Source organism: Enterococcus sp. DIV1298c (genome assembly GCF_017316315.1).
GTDB lineage: Bacteria > Bacillota > Bacilli > Lactobacillales > Enterococcaceae > Enterococcus_B > Enterococcus_B mangumiae.
The window spans coordinates 108517-129001 of record NZ_JAFLWG010000011.1; the positions used below are offsets into that span (position 1 = coordinate 108517).

The 20485-nt window shown below is 36.0% G+C and carries 28 protein-coding genes; 4 read left to right on the forward strand and 24 right to left on the reverse strand.

What is annotated here, in order from left to right; all coding sequences use genetic code 11:
* Positions 1–17 precede the first annotated feature (17 nt).
* The 10 genes from atpH to JZO83_RS03080 all read right to left on the reverse strand — a co-directional run bounded on the left by atpH (position 18) and on the right by JZO83_RS03080 (position 8003).
* Positions 18–560 (reverse strand): ATP synthase F1 subunit delta, encoded by a 543-nt coding sequence (gene atpH, locus JZO83_RS03035; RefSeq protein WP_206853592.1) that lies wholly within the window; start codon positions 558–560, stop codon positions 18–20.
* Entirely contained in the window at positions 547–1071 is a 525-nt protein-coding gene (gene atpF / locus JZO83_RS03040; protein ID WP_206853590.1) for a F0F1 ATP synthase subunit B, read from the reverse strand. Before atpF ends, atpH begins: the two co-directional genes overlap by 14 nt.
* 102 nt (positions 1072–1173) lie before the next feature.
* Positions 1174–1389: an ATP synthase F0 subunit C gene (atpE, locus tag JZO83_RS03045; RefSeq protein WP_010734886.1), complete on the reverse strand. Its 216-nt coding sequence runs from the start codon at positions 1387–1389 to the stop codon at positions 1174–1176.
* 45 nt (positions 1390–1434) lie between these two features.
* Entirely contained in the window at positions 1435–2157 is a 723-nt protein-coding gene (gene atpB, locus JZO83_RS03050) for a F0F1 ATP synthase subunit A (RefSeq protein WP_206853587.1), read from the reverse strand.
* A gap of 301 nt (positions 2158–2458) precedes the next feature.
* The gene (gene smpB / locus JZO83_RS03055; RefSeq protein WP_019723750.1) at positions 2459–2923 is read right to left on the reverse strand and encodes an SsrA-binding protein SmpB; all 465 of its coding nucleotides are present in this window, start codon (positions 2921–2923) and stop codon (positions 2459–2461) included.
* A gap of 27 nt (positions 2924–2950) precedes the next feature.
* Entirely contained in the window at positions 2951–5311 is a 2361-nt protein-coding gene (gene rnr / locus JZO83_RS03060; protein WP_207114953.1) for a ribonuclease R, read from the reverse strand.
* Positions 5312–5313: 2 nt separating this feature from the next.
* Entirely contained in the window at positions 5314–6060 is a 747-nt protein-coding gene (locus tag JZO83_RS03065) for an alpha/beta fold hydrolase (RefSeq protein WP_207114954.1), read from the reverse strand.
* 202 nt (positions 6061–6262) lie between these two features.
* Positions 6263–6499 carry a preprotein translocase subunit SecG gene (gene secG, locus JZO83_RS03070; RefSeq protein ID WP_010734881.1) on the reverse strand — a complete coding sequence of 79 codons (237 nt, stop codon included), beginning with the start codon at positions 6497–6499 and terminating at the stop codon, positions 6263–6265.
* Between the two features lie 172 nt (positions 6500–6671).
* Positions 6672–6947: a GNAT family N-acetyltransferase gene (locus JZO83_RS03075; protein WP_206853578.1), complete on the reverse strand. Its 276-nt coding sequence runs from the start codon at positions 6945–6947 to the stop codon at positions 6672–6674.
* Positions 6948–7037: 90 nt separating this feature from the next.
* Entirely contained in the window at positions 7038–8003 is a 966-nt protein-coding gene (locus tag JZO83_RS03080) for an alpha/beta hydrolase (RefSeq protein ID WP_206853752.1), read from the reverse strand.
* A 474-nt stretch (positions 8004–8477) separates the two neighbouring features.
* On the opposite strand from JZO83_RS03080, the gene JZO83_RS03085 reads away from it, so the two are divergent.
* Complete coding sequence (locus JZO83_RS03085; RefSeq protein ID WP_207114955.1) at positions 8478–9452, forward strand: nucleoside hydrolase; 975 nt, start codon at positions 8478–8480, stop codon at positions 9450–9452.
* 7 nt (positions 9453–9459) lie between these two features.
* A complete protein-coding gene (locus tag JZO83_RS03090; RefSeq protein ID WP_206853749.1) occupies positions 9460–10038 on the forward strand; it encodes an ECF transporter S component in 579 nt (192 codons plus the stop codon).
* Positions 10039–10277: 239 nt separating this feature from the next.
* Here the strand turns inward: JZO83_RS03090 and JZO83_RS03095 are convergent, their stop codons facing one another.
* From JZO83_RS03095 to JZO83_RS03155, 13 genes are all read right to left on the reverse strand, one after another.
* Positions 10278–10895 (reverse strand): sugar O-acetyltransferase, encoded by a 618-nt coding sequence (locus JZO83_RS03095; RefSeq protein WP_207114956.1) that lies wholly within the window; start codon positions 10893–10895, stop codon positions 10278–10280.
* 98 nt (positions 10896–10993) lie between these two features.
* A complete protein-coding gene (locus JZO83_RS03100) occupies positions 10994–11320 on the reverse strand; it encodes a hypothetical protein (RefSeq protein ID WP_207114957.1) in 327 nt (108 codons plus the stop codon).
* Positions 11321–11323: 3 nt separating this feature from the next.
* Positions 11324–11617 carry a hypothetical protein gene (locus JZO83_RS03105; protein ID WP_206853570.1) on the reverse strand — a complete coding sequence of 98 codons (294 nt, stop codon included), beginning with the start codon at positions 11615–11617 and terminating at the stop codon, positions 11324–11326.
* A 13-nt stretch (positions 11618–11630) separates the two neighbouring features.
* Entirely contained in the window at positions 11631–13211 is a 1581-nt protein-coding gene (locus JZO83_RS03110; protein ID WP_207114958.1) for a cutinase family protein, read from the reverse strand.
* 2 nt (positions 13212–13213) lie between these two features.
* On the reverse strand, positions 13214–13630 hold the full coding sequence (locus tag JZO83_RS03115) for a hypothetical protein (RefSeq protein ID WP_242542358.1): 417 nt from the start codon (positions 13628–13630) through the stop codon (positions 13214–13216).
* Between the two features lie 395 nt (positions 13631–14025).
* A complete protein-coding gene (locus tag JZO83_RS03120; protein ID WP_206853566.1) occupies positions 14026–14418 on the reverse strand; it encodes a hypothetical protein in 393 nt (130 codons plus the stop codon).
* A 137-nt stretch (positions 14419–14555) separates the two neighbouring features.
* Positions 14556–14852, reverse strand: coding sequence for a hypothetical protein (locus JZO83_RS03125; protein WP_242542359.1), 297 nt, complete (start codon positions 14850–14852; stop codon positions 14556–14558).
* A 212-nt stretch (positions 14853–15064) separates the two neighbouring features.
* Positions 15065–15478, reverse strand: coding sequence for a hypothetical protein (locus JZO83_RS03130; protein WP_229054059.1), 414 nt, complete (start codon positions 15476–15478; stop codon positions 15065–15067).
* 136 nt (positions 15479–15614) lie between these two features.
* Positions 15615–15995, reverse strand: a complete 381-nt coding sequence (locus JZO83_RS03135; protein WP_206853563.1) for a hypothetical protein — start codon at positions 15993–15995, stop codon at positions 15615–15617.
* A 17-nt stretch (positions 15996–16012) separates the two neighbouring features.
* Entirely contained in the window at positions 16013–16429 is a 417-nt protein-coding gene (locus JZO83_RS03140; protein ID WP_206853561.1) for a hypothetical protein, read from the reverse strand.
* A 177-nt stretch (positions 16430–16606) separates the two neighbouring features.
* Positions 16607–16999 (reverse strand): hypothetical protein, encoded by a 393-nt coding sequence (locus JZO83_RS03145; protein WP_242542361.1) that lies wholly within the window; start codon positions 16997–16999, stop codon positions 16607–16609.
* Between the two features lie 333 nt (positions 17000–17332).
* Positions 17333–17725 (reverse strand): hypothetical protein, encoded by a 393-nt coding sequence (locus JZO83_RS03150; RefSeq protein WP_242542362.1) that lies wholly within the window; start codon positions 17723–17725, stop codon positions 17333–17335.
* Positions 17726–17866: 141 nt separating this feature from the next.
* Entirely contained in the window at positions 17867–18274 is a 408-nt protein-coding gene (locus JZO83_RS03155; RefSeq protein ID WP_207114960.1) for a hypothetical protein, read from the reverse strand.
* 265 nt (positions 18275–18539) lie between these two features.
* Between JZO83_RS03155 and JZO83_RS03160 the strand changes: the two genes are divergently transcribed.
* Both JZO83_RS03160 and JZO83_RS03165 read left to right on the forward strand, forming a co-directional pair.
* The gene (locus JZO83_RS03160; protein ID WP_206853557.1) at positions 18540–18719 is read left to right on the forward strand and encodes a hypothetical protein; all 180 of its coding nucleotides are present in this window, start codon (positions 18540–18542) and stop codon (positions 18717–18719) included.
* A 189-nt stretch (positions 18720–18908) separates the two neighbouring features.
* Positions 18909–19328, forward strand: a complete 420-nt coding sequence (locus JZO83_RS03165) for a hypothetical protein (protein WP_206853554.1) — start codon at positions 18909–18911, stop codon at positions 19326–19328.
* On the opposite strand, the gene JZO83_RS03170 is transcribed toward JZO83_RS03165, so the two are convergent.
* The gene (locus tag JZO83_RS03170) at positions 19325–20443 is read right to left on the reverse strand and encodes a DUF916 domain-containing protein (protein WP_242542363.1); all 1119 of its coding nucleotides are present in this window, start codon (positions 20441–20443) and stop codon (positions 19325–19327) included. The genes JZO83_RS03165 and JZO83_RS03170 overlap by 4 nt on opposite strands.
* Between the last annotated feature and the right edge of the window lie 42 nt (positions 20444–20485).

Consider the following 20485-nt stretch of genomic DNA (forward strand, 5'->3'; position numbering starts at 1 on the left):
TCACCTACCTCTTTGTACTATCTATTTAATTGATTACGCAATTTTTCCAACTGCGTCCGAATGCTTCCGTCGATCACTTGATGATCTGCTTCCACAATTGCCCCACCAATGATCGTAGAGTCGACTAGTTGCTTCAACTCAACCGTTTGGTAGTTCATTGTTTTCGCGACATTTGCTTCAAGTCTGCTCAATTGTTCCTCTGAAAGTGGGACTGCGGTAGTCACACTTCCTAGTAACAAGCCATTGTTTTCATTGTAACGATGTTCATACTCGTCGATCATCAAAGGTAGATCGTTCATACGATTGTACATGAACACGACTTCTAAAAAGTTTTTAACCATTCCTTGATAGCCACTGACTAATTTATCCATGACCAATCGCTTTTCATGAGGCTCTAAACGAACATCACTAAGGATACTCCCTAACTCAGGGACATCGGAATAGATTTTACGTAGACTAAGAAGTTCTTGATACACTTCTTCCGTATTATTTGAATCGATCGCCAGTTCAAATAATGCTTTTCCGTAACGTCTACCTACTGTATATTTATCTAGTTTCATTTGACGAACCTAGACCTTCGATATATTGATTGATTAAAGATTCATGCATTTCTGGAGATAATTCTTTATTCAAGATTTTTTCCGCAATTTGAAGAGAAAGATCGGCTACATCGTCTTTGACTGAGTTCAAGGCAGTATCACGTTCCATCGTGATATCCGCTTGCGCTTTATTTTTCAGACGTGCAACTTCTTCTTGTGTTTCCTTCAAAATATTTTGGCGGCTTAATTCTCCACTTTCTTTCGCATTTTTGATGATATCCGCAGCATCAGAGCGAGAAGCCAACAATTGTTGTTCACGTTCTTGTTCTAATTTTGCTGATTTGATGCGAGATTGTTCTGCAGAATCTAAATCATTGGCGATCTTATCTTCACGTTTTTTCAAAATATCGCTGATTGGTCCCCACGCAAAGTGTTTTAATAGGACCATTAATATCAAAAATGAGCCGCTGACAACGATGATATTACCTAACATCGGATTGCCAACTTCTGCAATTGCCAATTGATTCAGCATAGGTTAGCCTTCCTTTCTCTGAGAATCCAGTTTTTTTAGGTTGCGTAACTATCGATAAAGATTCGATCGTTTTTTGTCGATCACGCAACCTCAGCATTTTTATTACACACCAAAAACTAGGATCAAGGCGATAACAACACCTAGAATAGGAACGGCTTCGACTAAGGCTACCCCGATGAACATTGTTGTACGTAATTGACCTGACATTTCAGGTTGACGTGCCATTGATTCGATTGTTTTAGAAATTACTTGACCATTACCGTAACCAGCTCCGATAGCTGCTCCTAAGATTGCGATTGCTGCTGCGATATAATTCATAATTTACTTCCTCCTAAAATAGTTTAAATAGTCATTAAATATTTTTTACTCTTCTACTTCGATTTTGTGACTCATATATACCATTGATAAAGTGACAAAGACAAATGCTTGGATGCTTCCGATAAATAATGAGAACGCGATCCAGACCATCTCTAACGGAATTGCTAATGGCAATGAGAACCAGCCTAAGCTTGTCATCATTTTTGCGATCAAAGTTAGCAATACTTCTCCCGCATAAATATTCCCATAAAGACGTAAAGCAAGTGTTAACAAGTTTGTGAACTCTTCGATCACCTTCATTGGAAACATAAAACTATAGGGTTTTAGGAATGAGTTGACAAAATAACCTTTGAAACCGAGCTTCTTCACCCCGAATAGATGAGTAAGTGTGATCATAATAAATGCCAATGTTAAAGTTACAAACGGGTCTGCTGTCGGACTTTTCCAAAGTGTCGTTTCGCTACCAGGTAAGACGATTTTTGTAACTAAACCGATATTGTTTGCCACAAAAACAAAGAGGAATAATGTAAATGCCAATAAGTGAAAATTATTCAATTCTTTTCTAGGCACATTATCTGTAACGATTCCTCGTGTAAAATCAATGACCCATTCAAGTGCATTTTGCTTTCCAGTTGGCTTCATTTTTAGATTTCTAGTAAAGAAGTAAACTAAAAAGAAAACGATCAAACAAGTTAACAACACCATCAAACAAACAGTCCCATCAAACCAAACGGGTCCAATATGGAACGTTAGCGAGCGTTCATCCAATCCATTTCACCTCTTTTCCCCAAATTTCACATAAAATCAATTTCATGTGTGTATCTGGTTTTTCTTTATCGGTTTCTAACCAAACGGTATCATACCACCATGAAACAGAAATTTCAAAGCATTTTCATGAAAACTAGACATTTTTTTATTTCAGTCAAAAAATCATAAAAAACACGGATGATACAATGCCATGAAACCGAGGAAAAACCTTTGATAATCATGTTTCATCAGATTAAATGCTAACAAATTTTATCACTAAGTAAATCTAAAAGCACCGAATATGCGAAAAAGGATAATGAAATTATCTAGAGAAATTTTTTAATGTTCGATCAATTTGACGATCGACATCTTTTCGCTTCAAATCTTCTCGCTTATCATACGATTTTTTTCCTTTAGCTAAACCGATCAAGACTTTCGCATAGCCATCTCGAATATAAACTTTTAAAGGAACGATCGTTATACCAGTGTTCTTAGTTTCACTTGATAAACGTGCGATTTGCTTTTTATGCAGTAACAACTTTCTAGTTCTCAGTGGATCATGATTAAAGATATTCCCTTGTTCATAAGGGCTGACATGGACATTATGCAAAAAAGCTTCGCCGTTTCTAACACGAACAAATCCATCTTTTAGATTGATACGACTATTACGAATAGATTTGATCTCTGTACCTTGTAAAACCATTCCTGCTTCCATTGTGTCGATGATCGAATAATCATGGCGAGCTTTTTTATTTTGTGCAATCAATTTTCCCTCGCCTTTTGGCATTCTACATTCCCCCAATTCATTTTTTGATTATTTTTTCTTCTTTTTCTTGTTGATGCCTTTGTAAAAAGGTTTTTTCCCTTTTTTACCCTTTTCTTTTTTTGGACCATATTTACTATCGGCTTTTTTTGGACGTTTTTTCTTATCCATTTGCCGGTCACTTGTTTTTCTTGAAGGTCTGCCTTGTTCTTTTCTTCTTGCCTTCGGTGCTTCCAGCGGCGCCAATTCCTCCGCAGCGACTAATTCAAAATCAACTGCACGCTCGGTAGGATCTGCTTTGACTACTTTGACACGTACTTTTTGACCGATCTTGAATGTCAATCCTGTCCGCTCACCCACTAAGGCTAGATGGTTTTCAATATAGTGGAAATAATCTTGACGCAATTCATTGATGTGGATCAATCCTTCCACGGTATTAGGCAGCTCGATAAACAGCCCAAATTTCACCACAGAACTGATGATACCATCAAATTCTTCGCCAACCTTATCCATCATGAATTCAGCTTTCTTCATTGAATCAACTTCACGTTCTGTTTCAACTGCACGACGTTCCATTTTCGAACTATGATCCGCAATGTCAGGCAGTGTTTGTTCCCAATACTCTTGATTACTTTCACTTGGATCTTGACCATAGGAACGAATCAAACGGTGGACGATCAAATCTGGATAACGACGGATCGGTGACGTAAAATGCGTATAATATTCTGCTGCTAACCCGTAATGTCCAAAATTGTCCTCAGAATAGCGTGCTTGTTGCATACTTCTCAACAACATGGTATTGATCACAGCTGATTCAGGTTTTTCCTCGACGTCTTCGATCACTTTTTGTAAGTCCTTAGGTGTGATCGTTCCCTTTGTTCCTTTGACCAAAATCCCTAAAGCAGAGGCAAAATCAAAGAAACGTTGCATTTTCTCTTCTTTTGGTTGCTCATGGATACGGTAAATAAAAGGGAACTTCCCGCGAGAATAATGTTCTGCCACCGTTTCATTGGCCGCTAACATAAAGGATTCGATCAACCGTTCACCTACGCCACGACTCCGCAATTGGATATCTTGAGGGTGACCTTCTTGATCAACTAAGATCTTAGCTTCACGATCCTCAAATGAGATTGCGCCACGTCGGATACGCATCGTTTCTAAAATCTCATGCAACTCACCCATCGCTTGGAACATAGGGACCAAAGACTCATACCGGGTCATCGTTTCTTCATCTTGTTCCTCTAAGATTTGATTCACTGCGGTATACGTCATCCGCTCAGTCGTTTGGATCACACTTGGGAAAATTTCATGAGAAATAATGTTCCCTGTAGGATCGATCTCCATTTCGCAACTCATCGTTAACCGAGGTACCTTAGGATTCAACGAACAAATACCGTTTGATAACCGCTGTGGAATCATTGGGATCACGCGATCTGTTAAATAGACACTCGTTCCACGTTCATACGCTTCACGGTCTAATTGACTGCCTTCCGTTACATAATACGAAACATCCGCAATGTGAACGCCTAAAAAATAATTCCCATTCGCTAATTTTCTAACAGTGACCGCATCATCTAAATCTTTGGCATCTTCCCCATCGATCGTCACGATCAATTGGTCACGTAAATCTCTGCGGCCAATCAAATCTTCTTCACTGATACTATCTGGTACGGCATCGGCTTCACTCAATACGTCATCAGGAAATTTAGTCGGGATTCCGTTAGCCACGACGATCGATAAAATATCCATTCCAGGATCATTTTTATGTCCGATGACTTGTTTGATGATGCCTTCTAAACTTGTCGCGTAGCTTTTTTCCGGATAATGTGTCAATTCGATCAACACGATGCTTCCATCTACTGGGCGGACACCTTCTGCTGCGGCATAGACTTTGAATTGATTCATTTTTTTATCTTTAGGGATGACTACCCCATAAAGATCTGTTTCTGCCATTTCGTCATCCGTATAAGCAATGAACTCTCCCGCGATTTGCGTAGTTGCTCGTTGACGAATTTCAACAACTTTCCCTTCCGCTCCACGATCTGTAAAAGCATCCGCCGTTTTGACGATATCGATCGCAACAGTGTCTCCATCCATCGCATATCCTGTTGCTTCCTTAGGGATATATACATCATCTTCTTCAGGGTCGATCGTCACAAAACCGAATCCTCGCTCGTTTGCGCGAAAGATCCCTTCGATCAAAATCGGCTGAAGCGGCAGTTTGACTTTACCTTTTTTCGTAAAGACGATACTTTGTTCTCGTTCCATCTGTGCGATGGTTTGTACTAATAATTTAAAATCTTCACTTTTTTGAAAGCCTAGCCCTTCGGCAATCTCTTCCATCGAAAAACTTTTCTTTCGACTACTTTCAATAAAGAAGAGGATTTTTTCTTTTAATGTTTCTTTTGTCATTTTTACTCCTCATTCCAAGGTAAGTTCTCTAGAAAATCCAACACATCTTTTTCAAAGGCTTTTCTTGCTACTCCTACTGTGATCACATGTTTGCTTTCAGGATACCAATGTAGGGAAATACCCGTATGTGCAAGTTTTTTGGCTGTATCATAGACACCATAAGGATCAATCATTTCATCTTGACCCGCTTGAGCCATGAAGACAGGCGTTTGGATATCTGACAACTTACTTTCTGTAATTGCTGCTTGTTCTTGAATGTCTCTTAACTGTTGCTCTACACGTGGGCGGAAAGCGACGACTTTTTGTTCGATCGTTTCCTCAGATTCTCCAGCAATTTTCAAGACATGACGTACATAGTTCTCAAAGTTTTCTGGCACATGGTTTTCTACTGGAGAAATCGGCGAGCAGAAAAAGCCGCCGCCTACCAGAGAAATCTCTGATAATGCTCGAACTGCAAAAATGCCTCCCATCGATAATCCTAAAACGGCGATGTCAGAAAATCCTTCCTCATGCAGAAATTGAAGCGCTTGTTTTGTATCTTGCCACCAAGTTTCAGCATCTTGATCTAAAATCTCGTTTGGTGCAAGCGTCCCATGCCCAGTAAAAGTGGGCGCATAAATCGTATAGTTTGATTTTTCTAAAAAACGAGCTAACATTCGTACATCGTTCGGACTACCCGAATACGCATGTAATAAGAGAACTGCGCGCTTCCCATGTTTTTCATAAATAGGTTGTGGTAGACTTTTCATTTAATTCACCTCATTAGCCTTATTTTACCATAGTTAACAAATACCTTCTTATATAACGGTCCCTTTTCTATTCAACAAAAAAGGTCTGGGATAATTTCGTTTCCCAGACCCTCTATTTATTTGAAAAATCGATGAACCTTCAATCTATCCTCTAAATCTGCTCTAAGCAAAGAACCACTTCTGCTCTTTGGTTTTAAACGATTTACTTAGAAGATAAAAATGCAAGTACGAATAACAAAATCATCCATACAGCGCCCATAACAGCTGTCGAGCGTTGCATTACTGCTTCAAATCCACGTGCTTTTTGCTTTCCGAATAATTGATCTGCTCCACCTGTAAATGCACTTGCTGCACTATTTTGTTTGCTTGGTTGCATCATGATCGCGATGACCATCATAATTGATATAACGATAACGATCCCTAAAATAATATTATACATCAAACAGCCTCCTTTCTCAAAATATCGTCCTTCTAACTTTATCACATAACACGCCTTGTGACAACAGTGTTTCATCAGATGGTCGATGTTTTAAAGCACACGATTGGAGGGCTCGCTAGTTGATTCTCTAAGGAACTGCGATAGTCTTCAGTTTTTCCGCATTCTTTGGTATTTATTTACGCCAAACATCCTGATATTCAGCTTTTCTTTCAAACTCTGCTTTCGCATACGGACATAGTGGGATCACTTTTTTACCCGTACGTCTAGCTACGTCCACTCCGGTCGCAACCAGTTTTTCTGCTAATTTCTGTCCTCTAAAAGCTGGATCAACAAATGTGTGGTCAATGATCATAATATCCGGACCGGCATCAGACCAAGTCATTTCACCAATTTCTGTTTGTTCATCATCGAACAGTACTAAACGATTCTTTTCTTCTTTGATTTCCATTTTTTCACGCTCCTTATTCTTAAATAACGAACACTATTTTTACACTCTTTGATTTTACCAGTCCTATTTTTTTCAGACAATCATTTGTACTTATAATTGCACTCTTTGTTCAATGAATGAGAAAATCACTGTCCAGTAAGTATCTGGATCTTTGCTGACCGCTTCTAAATGCTCTGCTCCCGGCACTAGCAATAAGGCTTTATCTCCTGCTGTCGCATTTTGGATCGTGTACGCTGCTTCCATTGGCACAAAATGATCATGTTCACCATGGATGATCAGCACTGGTAAATGGTTGCTTCCTAATTGTCTCGTAGCAGAAGCTTGTTTCAAAGAGTAGCCAGCATACTTTTGGGCATATCGATTGGCATATCTCATGATGATTTTTTTCGGAAACGCCGTTAACTTACTTAACATATAACGAAATTCTGAATAGACCGATACAAAACCACTATCAAGAATCAAGCCTTTCACCGCACTCGGCAGCTTTTCTCCGCTAGCCATCATGATTGTCGAAGCACCCATGGAGCCTCCATGGAGTAGAATCGTAGCTTCTGGTTCTTTTTTTAAGATTTCATTGATCCAGAGAATCAAATCCAAGCGATCCAACCAGCCCATTCCAATGATTTCTCCTTCACTTTCCCCATGCGCACGTAAATCTGGAATCAAAACATTGAAACCTTTCTCTGCGTATTTCTTTCCAATGTAAGACATGTCTTTTTTGCCTGTACTACGATAATCGTGAACACAGATCACCCATTTTCCTTTGTTTGCATAAGAAAAGAACATTCTGCCTTTTAGTTTCAATCCTTCATGGCTTTTAGTCGTCACACTTTCGCCCTTTTGCCAAAAGTCTTCCGCTAAGTCTTCTAACTTTTGCCGTTGTTCATCGACCGTCGTCAAAGAAGCTGGGTCCATCAATTGATGCCCTGTTTCTTCATACCAAGGATAGCCTCGTTGCAATCCTATTTTGATCAATTTTTTAGCATATAGATAAGCAACAAAATGATAACTAACGATCATTAATAACATAATTAGTAAAATATAAAAAACAACCACTTGCATCCCACACTTTCTACTTGATCAGCCAAACAAAAAAACAAGTCTATAAAAAAGAAGCAATCTCAGGAAGCCTGGCATTTGAATTTTATAGCCTTCCACTTATTCTCAAATTGCTCACTTCATTTTTTTCGCTTAGTTCAAGTTTATCTAATACATGGTACTCTAAGGTTTGTACCATATCCAATTCACGGTTCATTTCCATTGTACCATTTTCTATAAAAGAGGCAGACAACGAACTATTGATATGTTCTGTTTTTTTATATGTCGATCCATTTGGAGAAGATTCTCTTCGTTCTTCTCACATACAGATCTTCTGAAAAAAAGATTAATTATTTGCATAACATTTACATTCGTCTTAAAAATAAGTATACTAATGCCGTGCATTGGAATCAAGGGTGGACCCCTTGGACTGGTTCGGAAACTTCCCAGGATAAAAAACTAAGTGTCTCTATAGAAAGGAGATTGGAAATAATGCGAAAGGTTATTATTGATTGCGATCCTGGTATCGATGATACATTAGCGCTCTTATTTGCATTAAAATCACCAGAAATCGAAGTTGTCGCAATCACCACCGTTTGTGGAAATGTTCCCGTTCATTTGGGAACAGAAAATGTGATCCGTTGTTTAGAACGCTGCGATCGACTAGACATCCCTGTCTACCAAGGTTCAGCAACCCCTCTAAACACACCATTTATCAGCGCACAAGATACACACGGCATGGATGGTCTTGGGGAAACAAATTTCCCGTTAGTATCAGATAAACAAGCTGAAACGATCCATGCCGTTGATTTTTTAGCGAATTATTTTGCTGAGAAACAAGATACTTCGTTGATTGCGTTAGGGCCACTCACAAATGTCGCCTCTGCTTTACAGAAGAACCCACGAATAGGAAACCAGATGGATCGGTTTGTTTCAATGGGCGGGACATACAAAAGCCACGGCAATTGTTCACCTGTAGCAGAATACAATTACTGGTGTGACCCTGATGCAGCTGCCTATGTCTTTGAACATCTAGGGCAAATGATCGAGATGGTTGGCTTAGATGTCACACGAGAAATCGTCTTTACGCCGACGATCCTAGAATACTGTTGCCAACTTGCGCCACAAGAAGGAAACTATTTAAAAGCAATCACACGTTTTTATTACGACTTTCATTGGCAGCAAGAACGCATCCTCGGTTGTGTCATCAATGATCCTTTAGCAGTTGCTTATTTCATTGATGAACAACTATGCCAAGGTTTTACTAGTTATACCGCTGTGGAAACACAAGGCATCAGTCGTGGTCAAACCTTAGTTGATCGTCACGATTTTTGGCAGAAAAAACCAAATAGTCTGATCATGACAGATGTTGACACCTCTCTTTTTTTCCGGAAGTTTTTAGCCGTTCTTTTAAATGCACAAGAAGAATTGATAAAAAAAGATCTGGAAAGATTAAAGATGGGATGAAATGAAGATGACACAAAAGAAAATCACAACAAGAATGATCACAATCATGGCATTAAGTATCGGAATCAACTTTCTCGGCGGGACGATCGCTTTATGGCTCCGATTACCTATTTATCTTGATTCGATCGGCACGATTTTTGCCGGTGCCTTACTTGGACCAATTCCTGGCGTTTTGACAGGATTGAGTAGTAGTTTGCTTAGTGGCGTGACAATGGACATGTTCTCTTTGTATTACTCACCGATCCAAATCATCACAGGATTGCTCGCAGGTTTGATTTTACCTAAGAAGTTGCATGAGCACGGACTGAAAAGCCGACTTTCATTATTCGTATGGACATTCGTGATCTCAGCGCCTGGAACCATTCTAGCTTCACTTATCACGATCCAATTATTTGGTGGTATCACTTCTTCTGGTTCGAGCACCATCGTTCAACTTCTTTACGGATTGGGGCTAAACCAAGCAGCCAGTGTCACCATCGTTCAAGCAGCAACAGATTATTTAGATCGTTTGCTATCCGTCCTTGTCGTTTCACTTGTCGTCTTGAAACTACCTAATCAAGCAGTGGCAAAATCAAGAACTCGTTGATGAAGTGCTAAAAAAAACGATTAACGCTAAGTAACAAGAAACACTGCTTATTAAATACCGTTTATTCAATGAGTTACAAGATGACGCTTCTCACAGGCAGTTAAATAAAATACCCGAACGATCGAACAGTTTCTCTGCATTCTAGCAGAAATCTCTTCGCTATCGTTCGGGTATTATTTTTATCCAAAAACTTTCTATACTGTTTGACTGGAATAGAAAAACGTAAACGCCTTATGATATCATTCCACCAATAAAGCTTTATCTTCGTCTTTGAGCATCTTCTCTCGGTCTTTGTACTTGATTGGTCGAATAACTTTACAAGGATTCCCCGCAGCGACCACATTTTCTGGTATGTCTTTTGTCACGACACTTCCCGCGCCAATAATGCTATTTGCACCGATCGACACACCTTGCAACACATGCACTCCCGCACCCAACCAAACTCGATCTCCAATATGAATCGGTTTCGCATAAACGACATGATCAGCGCGTTCGAACGGATCTTCTGCATGATTGGCTGCATACAAACCAACTCTAGGCCCTACATAAACATCATTCCCAATCGTCACTTCATGGCAATCCAGAATGATCATGTCATGGTTGAGATAAACATTGTTTCCTATAGAAATATTGAACCCAAACTCACATTGGAAATTCGACTCAATATAGACATTTTCACCCATTGAAGCAAACAGATCCCGCAAAATCATATACTTGTAATGATTTTCAGAATTCACGAGAAAATTGTATCTTCTACATTGTCTCAACGCATGATTTCTTGCTTGTACAACTTTTAAGTCCATATCATCATATGGTAACCCTGTATTGGTTAGTCCTTTCACATCATCTTCGCTCATCTTTTTCCTCCTAGAACTTAAGTGCTTACACGTATTGTACCAGAAAGTCGTCTTTCTATAAGGAAGAGCGATTTGTGAAAAAACATGGAAGCTTTTTTCTAGTAATTTATTTCTTGAATTCTTTCTCTTTCTGTTCGATATGACCTCGTTAACTCCTGCTCTTTTTCATCTAATTGTTGCGCATAATTTTGAGCTGTACGTATGAGATCATGATCTATCGTCTCCATTTGATGATAGAACTGTCGACTATCCCAATGATCATTCTTCGTTAAATATATGATTTTTTGTACCAATTGACCAGTTTCTTTCCTAAAATTTACTAGCTGATTATCTATTTCTTCTTGCTGACGGTGTATCTGACGTTTATTTTGGTAGAACTGTTCTTCTAAATGTTGTAGTTTCCGTTGTTTCTCAACTGTCTCCATTTTTTATCCCCTTTTCACAGGTGTGATCAATGTTGGCTGTTTCATTTGCTTCACATACTGTTCTGCTGCAACCGCACTTTCCCCTTCTAACGCGCCTTTCAAATTAGTCGGTAAAACACTATTTGTTTGTTGATACATTCCTTCTGATATTTCTTTTAAGGATTCGATCGAGGTTAACTTTGTCTGGCTGATTCGACTTTCTTTTGCAAGAATAAGTGCTTTTATAGCTACTCGTTCCCGTTCTTTTTGTTCTTGTCCAAGTCTCTCTAGAAATTCTTGTAATTCTCTATCTTCCATCGCTAAACTCCTTTCACTTGATTTTAAATAAATTATTTCCTGCATGTCTGTCGTATTCTGAGAGATTATTTGCTACTACTGACATTTTGTTACTAAACTCTCCCAACTTCTCTTTGTATTGCTTCACTTGATTCGTATTTAATGAGGCTTGTCCACTGTCCCATAAATTATTTTTTCCATAAGGTGAAATCATGTCTTGCACTTCCCAATAAGTCAAATAATTTCTAATCATTCCTGCACCATCTAATAATTCTTTCGCTATTGCATTGATTTCATCTTCAAATTCTTTTTGTGCATTTTTGAAGATCATCTCGTACTCTTCCCCTATATTTTTTGCCTTTTGGATGATAGTCTGAACTAGTTCGGACTGTAAAGTGATTTTTTTAGAACCTGAAGATTTAGAAATTTTTTTATGTAATTCGTTGACTGTCTCATTCCACTCACCAGCAACTTTTGCTTCTGCAATAATCTTGGCATATTCTTTTTCGAAATCTTTATATTCTCCAGATAGCAACAGTTTTATGACTTCTGTAAAAGATAACCCGCCTTCTGGTGTTTCTTTTACTAAACGATTCAAATATTTATCGATCAATTGAGAAACCTTTATACCTGCAGCAAAAATGTAACCATGTTCGTTTAAATTCGCCTCTTTAAGTGTCCCATCAGGATTTATTTGAAACTGTCCAAAATCATGACTCGAGCCGTCTTTATCTTCCATATCAAATGTGGTGTTAAACGATTTAGGTAATAAATAGCGGACATTACCAATCTCATCTACCCCAGGCTTATTTCTATTTAACATCGAAACAATATCAAAAGCGTTGACATAATAGTCGATTTTTCCTTGCTCTTCCAACATTTGGATATTTTTTTGTGCCTGTTCAGACATTTTATTAATACTTTCACGTGCATCAGGTCCTTGAAACAAAACAACCTTGTCGATTTTGGCAATATCTTTTTCAGGGAGATTCACTACAGCTTGAATCGATACCATCGTTCCCAAAGAATGACCTGTGACAGCCATTGTAGCATTGGGTGCTTCTGTAGCCATTTCCGTTATCTTCTGGTGCATGGCTTGATTTGCTAATTTTGCCTGCGGAATATAGGCATTTTTTGTGGTAAACGCCTGATTATTATGCCACCAGTCATTGAGATTCAAGTTACTTGAAGAAATACCATCACTCCCTCTGGTGACAAAGTAAGTGTGTTTGGTCTCTATAGATAGCTTAGGCGTGTCCGTTACATAATAAGCATTGAAGCCAGCTTTCTCATCCGTCAAAAGTCCTTGCTTATATGAGTTTTTCACATAGCTTTGCACTTCATAGCCCCCATTTACTTTCGGCACTCGTATGTTTCCTAACTCTTTGACTGTTTTTACACTGTTATCGAGTTGGAGGTAGACAGTGCTTAAATCATTTCCATGAACATCTTTTGCATTTGGGAAGTTGAATGGAACGAAATTATTCTGTCTATAATTATTTATTTGTTCTCTGTCCCATTCTGTTAAACTAAAAGAAAATCGTATTTTTCTACCATCGTAAGATGCTTGCGCTAAATTAGCATATAAGTTACTATGATTTTCTAAATTGACCATACCTATTCTCCTTCATAGTAATTATAGTTAGCGTTAATTGTATACATTGTTTCTATCTTCTTAGGCCTATTAATATTATCTGGATTTATAGCGAATCCAAATGAATTTATTTCTTTGTTATCCTTATCAATAATTTGTATTCGAATAATAATAACCTCACCAGCACCTTGCGGAAGTCCATTCCCCACTATCTCTTGCTTTAGTGAATTCCAATCAAACACAACGTTATTAACTTTTTCATCTTGCTTTTTTACAAATTCCACCATTTCTTCCTCGTGTGCTTTTAAAAAAGCTACTTGTCTTTCTTTTTTTGTTGGTTCGCCCATTTTATTCACTCCTATCGTTGTCAAAAGGACTAATAATACACCTATACTTACTGAAATCAACCATTTTTTCTTTACCATTTGATTATCACTCATTCCTTGATCTTCTAATTTTTGTGTATGTTCTGACAGTCTTTCGATATTTCACCTAATTAGGCCCTTAAAACATAACAACTTTGTCGATTTTAGCATTGTCTATTATTCGAGAACATTAATTAGTACGTACTTTATTTCCTCTGTTTACTTTTGAAACACGTATTTCTCCTAACTCTTTGACTATTTTTACGGTAGCATCAGTTGGAGGATAAATTTTACCGTTATATGGTCACTTTGCTTCCTCATCGGTTACATCCCTATATCAATCTCTTCAATAGAATAATCAAATTCCACTTGATTCATACTATTTCAATCTTTTTAAATAGTATTAGGTGGACTATTGTAGCTACTTCTGGCTAAATTGACATAAATATTATTTGAATTCTCTAAATTTCTCACAAAAGCATCCCCCCAATTCTAAAAGAATTAAAAGCAGTCATACTTCCTATCACTGGCATTCTATTTGTTTTTTCAAGACTGAATTGTAAATAAAAACTGGAGTCAGGAATATGATTGAATTTTCCTTCAATTGTGAGTGCTTCTCCTGCCCCAAAAGGAAGTCCATTTCCAATCATAATAACTTCTACACTTTCCCAGATATATTGAACGCTTATGATTTTATCATTTTGTGACTTTACATATATGGTCATTTCTTTTTCATGTTCTTTCAAAAAAGCGATTTGTTTTTCTTTTTCCGTCGGTTCTATTATTTTTTTCATTCCTAGCGTGCCTAAAAGGATTAAGATGATAGTTAAACTTACTACAATAATTTTCTTCTTTTTCCCCACATATTTTTCTCCTTTATACTTTTATCTTTATGTAATCAATAGTTACAAGCATACGTTATATTTTTGATCTCATTTCTTCTTGATGTTCGATTAAATGCCCTGACTATACCAAATTTAATATTCATTTGTATTTCACCTTATTGAAAGCTTTTAATTTTAGTAGGATTTGAAATATTATCAGTATAAATATATATTTCAAACCCATCAATCTTTTTATCTGTTTCATCAAAAAGACTGATATTGACAGCTATGGACTTAGGACTAAACGCCATGCCCTGTACAACTCGAACTGTTTCCCAATCATACTCAATATTTTTAATTTGATAATTTTTTAAAATTACGTAATCGTTTCTTTCTATAACATATGCTGTAATTTTTTTCTCGTGCTCTTTCAAAAAAGTTATTTGTCTTTCTTTTTCTGTTGGTTCGCTCATTTTATTCACTCCTATCATTGTTAAAATGACTAATAATATACCTATACTTACTGAAATCAACCATTGCTTCTTTCCCAATTGATTATCCCTCATCCCTTGGTCTTCCAATTTTTAACTACTTTCATACATAAGTATCGGGTTAAAGTAGACTGTGCTTACAGGTTTTTCATAACTATCTTTTGCATTTGTAAAAATGGAAAAATTTTTATGAATCATCTAAGTTCACCACTAGTTAACTCTTCCATTGCTTCTTCAAAATTATCGGTCGCTATCTCTTCTATCTTAGTAGGTTTTATTAAGTTATTTGGTAAAACTTGAATTGCTCCACCATCTATTTCATTTTTATCAATGTCATATAACTCAATATCAACTATGTACATTTTTTGGGTAAAAGCTCCGCTATCCTCTATCCTAAATGATTCCCAATCATATTTAATAATAGCTATATTGATTTGTGAATTTTTCTCTATAATGTACTTGGTTAATTCTTCTTCATGTTCTTTCAAAAAAGCAAGCTGTTTTTCTTTTTCTGTTGGCTCATTCATTTTATTCACATCTATTGTTGTAAAAAGGGCTAATAGTAAACTTACGATTACTAGAATCAGCCATTTTTTCTTTTTCCCCAATGGATTATCCCTCATTTTTTTCAAAGATTCATAAGCAAAACTATTTAGTTTTACTTTGTGCGGTCTTTGAAATCAAATTACATAAACATTTAAATTGATTTTGAGATTAGTCATTTATCTACATCATTCAAGATCTTTATTCTAAAATATCATTCGTAGTCCACATATCATTTATAGCAGAATACTCATTATTTACATCAATGACTAAAGTATTTCCTTTATTATAGTAGTTTTCTGCACTACTTTTTTTCTTATCAATAACATCAAATTTGATTGCCAGGGTTGGCCTTGAGAATGCCATACTTTGACTGTGTTCTACAGATTTCCAATCATATTTGATTTCGATTTCTGAATGACTTTCTTGTTTTATATACTTAGACAATTTCTCTTCATCTTTTAAAAAAGCAATTTGTTTTTCTTTTTCCGTCGGTTCCATTATTTTTTTCATTCCTAGCGTGCCTAATAGAACTAAGGTAATAGTCAAACTAACTACAATAATTATCTTCTTTTTCCTCACAAGGCTTTCTCCCTTCTCTAACTGCAACTATAGTAATCATAGTTAGCATTGATCGTATACATTTTTTCTATCTTCTTAGGCCTATTAACATCATCTGGATTTATAGCGAAACCAAATGAATTTATTTCCTTGTTATTCTGATCAATAATTTGTATTCGAATAATAAAAACCTCACCGGCACCTTGCGGAAGTCCATTCCCCACTATCTCTTGCTCTAGTGAATCCCAATCAAACACAACTTTATTAACGATTTCATTTTGCTGCTTTACAAATTCTGTCATTTCTTTTTCCTGGGATTTTAAAAAGACTATTTGTCTTTCTCTTTTTGTTGGCTCGCTTATCTTCTTTAATCCTATCGTTGCTAAAAGGATTGCTACTATACTTATACTTACTAGAATCAACCATTTTTTCTTTCCCAATTGATTATTCCCCATTCCTCGATCTTCCAAGTTTTGGATATGTTTTCGTATATGTTCAGTCAATCTATCAATACTCTCATCTGTATCAGGGATTTTTTTAACAAAACTGCGTTTTTGATTTTAGCAATATTTTTCCGAGATTCTTTTTGGTATGTACTTGTGCAAAATCAGCATATAGCTTGATTCTCTAAATCAGCTATTAAGTTCCTCAATATTTATTTGTTGTCCATAATGTAAAGTTGACATATCAGGCATATTATTTTGATTCAATTCTATATCCAATCTGAAATCCATATATGGCTTATTATTTACAAATCCAAAAATTTGAATTTTTTTGCCAGCTCCACTAGGAAGACCATTTCCGATAACTACTTGGTTAACATTATTCCAATCATAATTAATCGCTGTTACTTTTTCCCCTTCGGATTGATTAATATACTCCGTCATTTCCTTTTCATGTGCTTTTAAAAAGTTTATCTGTTTTTCTTTTTCTGTAGGTTCACTTATTTCTTTTACTGCTATCACTGTCAAAACCATGACTAACATACCTATACTTATTGGAATCAACCATTTTTTCTTTTCCAATTGCTTATCACCTCACTCCCTATCCTTTCAATTATGAATATCTTTTGTGTATGTTCTGACTATCTATTGATATTTTTTCGTATCTCACTTTTTTTCGAAATGACTTTTTTGATTCAGCAATATTTTTATTTGGGGCTATTTTTGGTATGTACTTTCACGTAACTTTTTATTTCATGTCTTTCTTTACTTTCGATACTCATATTGTTTTATAAGTTTTGACTGTTTTTAGGGTAAAGTAGACTTTACTATTATTGATATCTTTTAAAAGAATTAGGACAATTACTATAAGAACTTTCTGCTAAGTTAGCTTAAATCTTGTCGGAATTCTCTAAATTACTCATAAATTCTCCCACCTACATACAAAGAGCTTAATAGCCCGATAGTATCAAGTTCAGGCATTTTTTTATCATCCACTCCAAAACTTAGTATGAAATTTGACTCTACGATATCATTAAATCCCCCATGAATGGTCAATAATTTTCCAGCGCCCATAGGTGTCCCATTTCCTATATCATCAACTTTTACACTATCCCATTCATACTTAACACTTTGAATCTTTGCATTTTGAGATTTTACATACTTTGTCATTTCTTCTTCATGTGCCCTTAAAAAAGCTACTTGTTTTTCTCTTTCTGTTGGTTCGCTCATCTTCTTCACTTCTATCGTTGCGACAAGCATGAATAATATACCTAAACTTATTGGAATCAACCATTTTATCTTTCCCAATTGATTATCCCCTCATTCATAGTTCTTTCAAATTAGAATATCTTTTGAGTATATTTTTTTGATCCATATGTAAATCTTTTTAGATGTCCTACATACGCGTCTTTCGCTATATCGACATATGGATTAAAGTTCTCTTCAAAATCAGTCATCTCTATCCTCCTGAATATTAGAATAGATAGGGTCATTTAAGACCATCAATTCACTTATTTTATTTAATTTTTTTACATCAGTTTTTACCCTAAGTACATAACCTCGATTGTTATACTCTAATTTTGAACTGTCGCTAATATCAAATTTGACAATCAATACAGGTTTGGAAAATGCAATACCTGTATTTACTGCTGTTGTCTCCCAATCAAACGTAATTTGCCCATCTTGCGAACTATAATTTTTTATATACTCCGTCATCTCCTTTTCATGTGCTTTTAAAAAGGTTATCTGTTTTTCTTTTTCTGTAGGTTCGCTTATTCTAATAATTCCTATCGTTGTCAAAAGAACTAATAGTATACCTACACTTACTGGAGGCAACCATTTTTTCTTCTTTTCCAATTGAATATTCCCTCATTCCTTACTCTTCAAATTTTCGGATACTTCTTGTGTATGTTCTGACAGCACAGCAATACTTGATAGTATTTGCTACTTGTACTACTATTTACTTATCTGCTTCGTTCATTATTACTATACGTAATTTTTGTCTATTAAAATTAAAATTTATTGGATAAGAAGCATATAGGTCGTATACGGATGGTTTTAGTCTTATACGATCATAAAGAAATGCTTATTTCGTCGAACCATTTTACAGAGGGAGGCAATTATGTTAAGAAAAACAAGTTTAGTAGTTGGTTCTATTGTTCTAGGAATTTTAGGTTTTAGCCCGATGCTATTATCAGTCGTTCGAAAAAACGACGTCAACGGGGATACAAAATTAAATCCAAAGTATTATGATCAGTTAGAAGAGCCTCTGTTTATTTCGGAAAATAAAAAAAATAAATGATTGTTCGTTTTGTAGACGATACCAGACATGTCTTGGTATTGTCTTTTTTGATATGGATGTGACCTTTACTGTTTGATATATTACATAATAAAGTAAATAGGCTATAATGAACTTGACCACCTCTTTTTAACAATACACAGGAAAACTCACTATATTCATTACTCAAACATCATTCGGAGGTGACTCGTCATGAAGAACCAACTTGCTTTTAAATTTTTACCCAAGTTATGGACTTCTATTTTGTATCTTGTGGTGATTGCTGCTGGATCTTTTATGTATTTATCAAAACATTGGGATATAACGATTTTCACCTCGATTTATTCGGATTTTTATCTTCATATTTCAAACTTTTCAATTAGTTTGATTTTAGGTTTGATTCCTTATTTTTGGTTATTGATGGGTGCAAAGTTCAATTATATCATCATTTTTTCTTTACTTTTACTTGTAGCAAATGCGCTATGTGAAACTGTACTCGGGTTTATAAACACGCCGGATATCATTGATATGTATTTTGGCTTTGCTGGAACCGGAATTTCTTTTCTCACATTATTGATCATTTATAAATTTGGCCTTTCGCCTAATAGCGAAAAACGAGAATCGCAGCCTTAGCTGTTGATTCTCGTTTTCTTATATTTAAGATAAAGTATTACACTTATGACAATCAATAGAGTAGAAAAAATGATTAATAAACCAATCACCCATATATTGTTGCTTTGATTGACAACAACATGATTCGAGCCGTTTGTTTGTTCAATCAATTGTTCAAGTGCCTCTTTTGTATAGCTAAATCTAGTTATTTTCTCCTTGCCATCAACAGTTATGATGAATTGATACTCCCCAGATACCAATTCTGCATCACTAACTAAGGGCAGATTCAGCTTTGTTTTAGTCATTGGAGTTAATGCAATTGCGCGTGTCTCAATTTCCCCTTCAGAAATGATCTCCCCGTTTGGATTGATTACTTTATATGGTCCATTTTCCGCAAAAGTCACCGTAGGATTATTATTAAGTACATAGTAATCAAGTTTTATAGCATCCTGTGAGTTTACAAATTCAAACTCATCATATGTTTGTTCCTTTTCAGTATCTAGTTCATTCATTTTAAGGTGAAACAGGAGTACTTTCTCATAAACATGAACGATATCTACGGAATCTTCATTACTTTGCTCACTTAGAGTTTGAGAGAAATTCACCCCACCTAAAACTTCCCCATCAAGTTCTTCAGTGATATTGAGCGAAATTATGATCGTTTCGCTTTGATTCGCTTCAACTTTTATTTTTCCATCTTCAAGTTCACCATTCTCAGTAGCTATCTTCACATATTTGGCTAAGTCATAATTTTTATCTAAAAGATTTTCTTTGTTTTCCACATAAGTGACACTTCCCATCGTAGATAATGCAACCGATGGAAAGACGGCAATGTCTAAGTCTTTGTCGCCTATATTTGTAATTGTTGCTGTAAATTCATAGTTCTTATTAAGTTCTGGACTAAATTGTATATAGCTATCGCTGATCTCGTATTCTTTAGGTTGTACATTTACTAGAATCGATGCTGGATTTTCCTCGGAAGCATCAACCGGTTGTATGTAAAATAAACATCCTATGAATAATACGAGAATAATAGAAGAAACGCGAAATAACTCATATTTTTTTATTAAACTGTTTTTTATCATCATGGCTCCTATCCAATCTACCAAGAACAGTATTCTGGATTTTGCTAACATTTCTCAGCTTCTATCCAGTATTCCTGTATTCAAGTATTTATT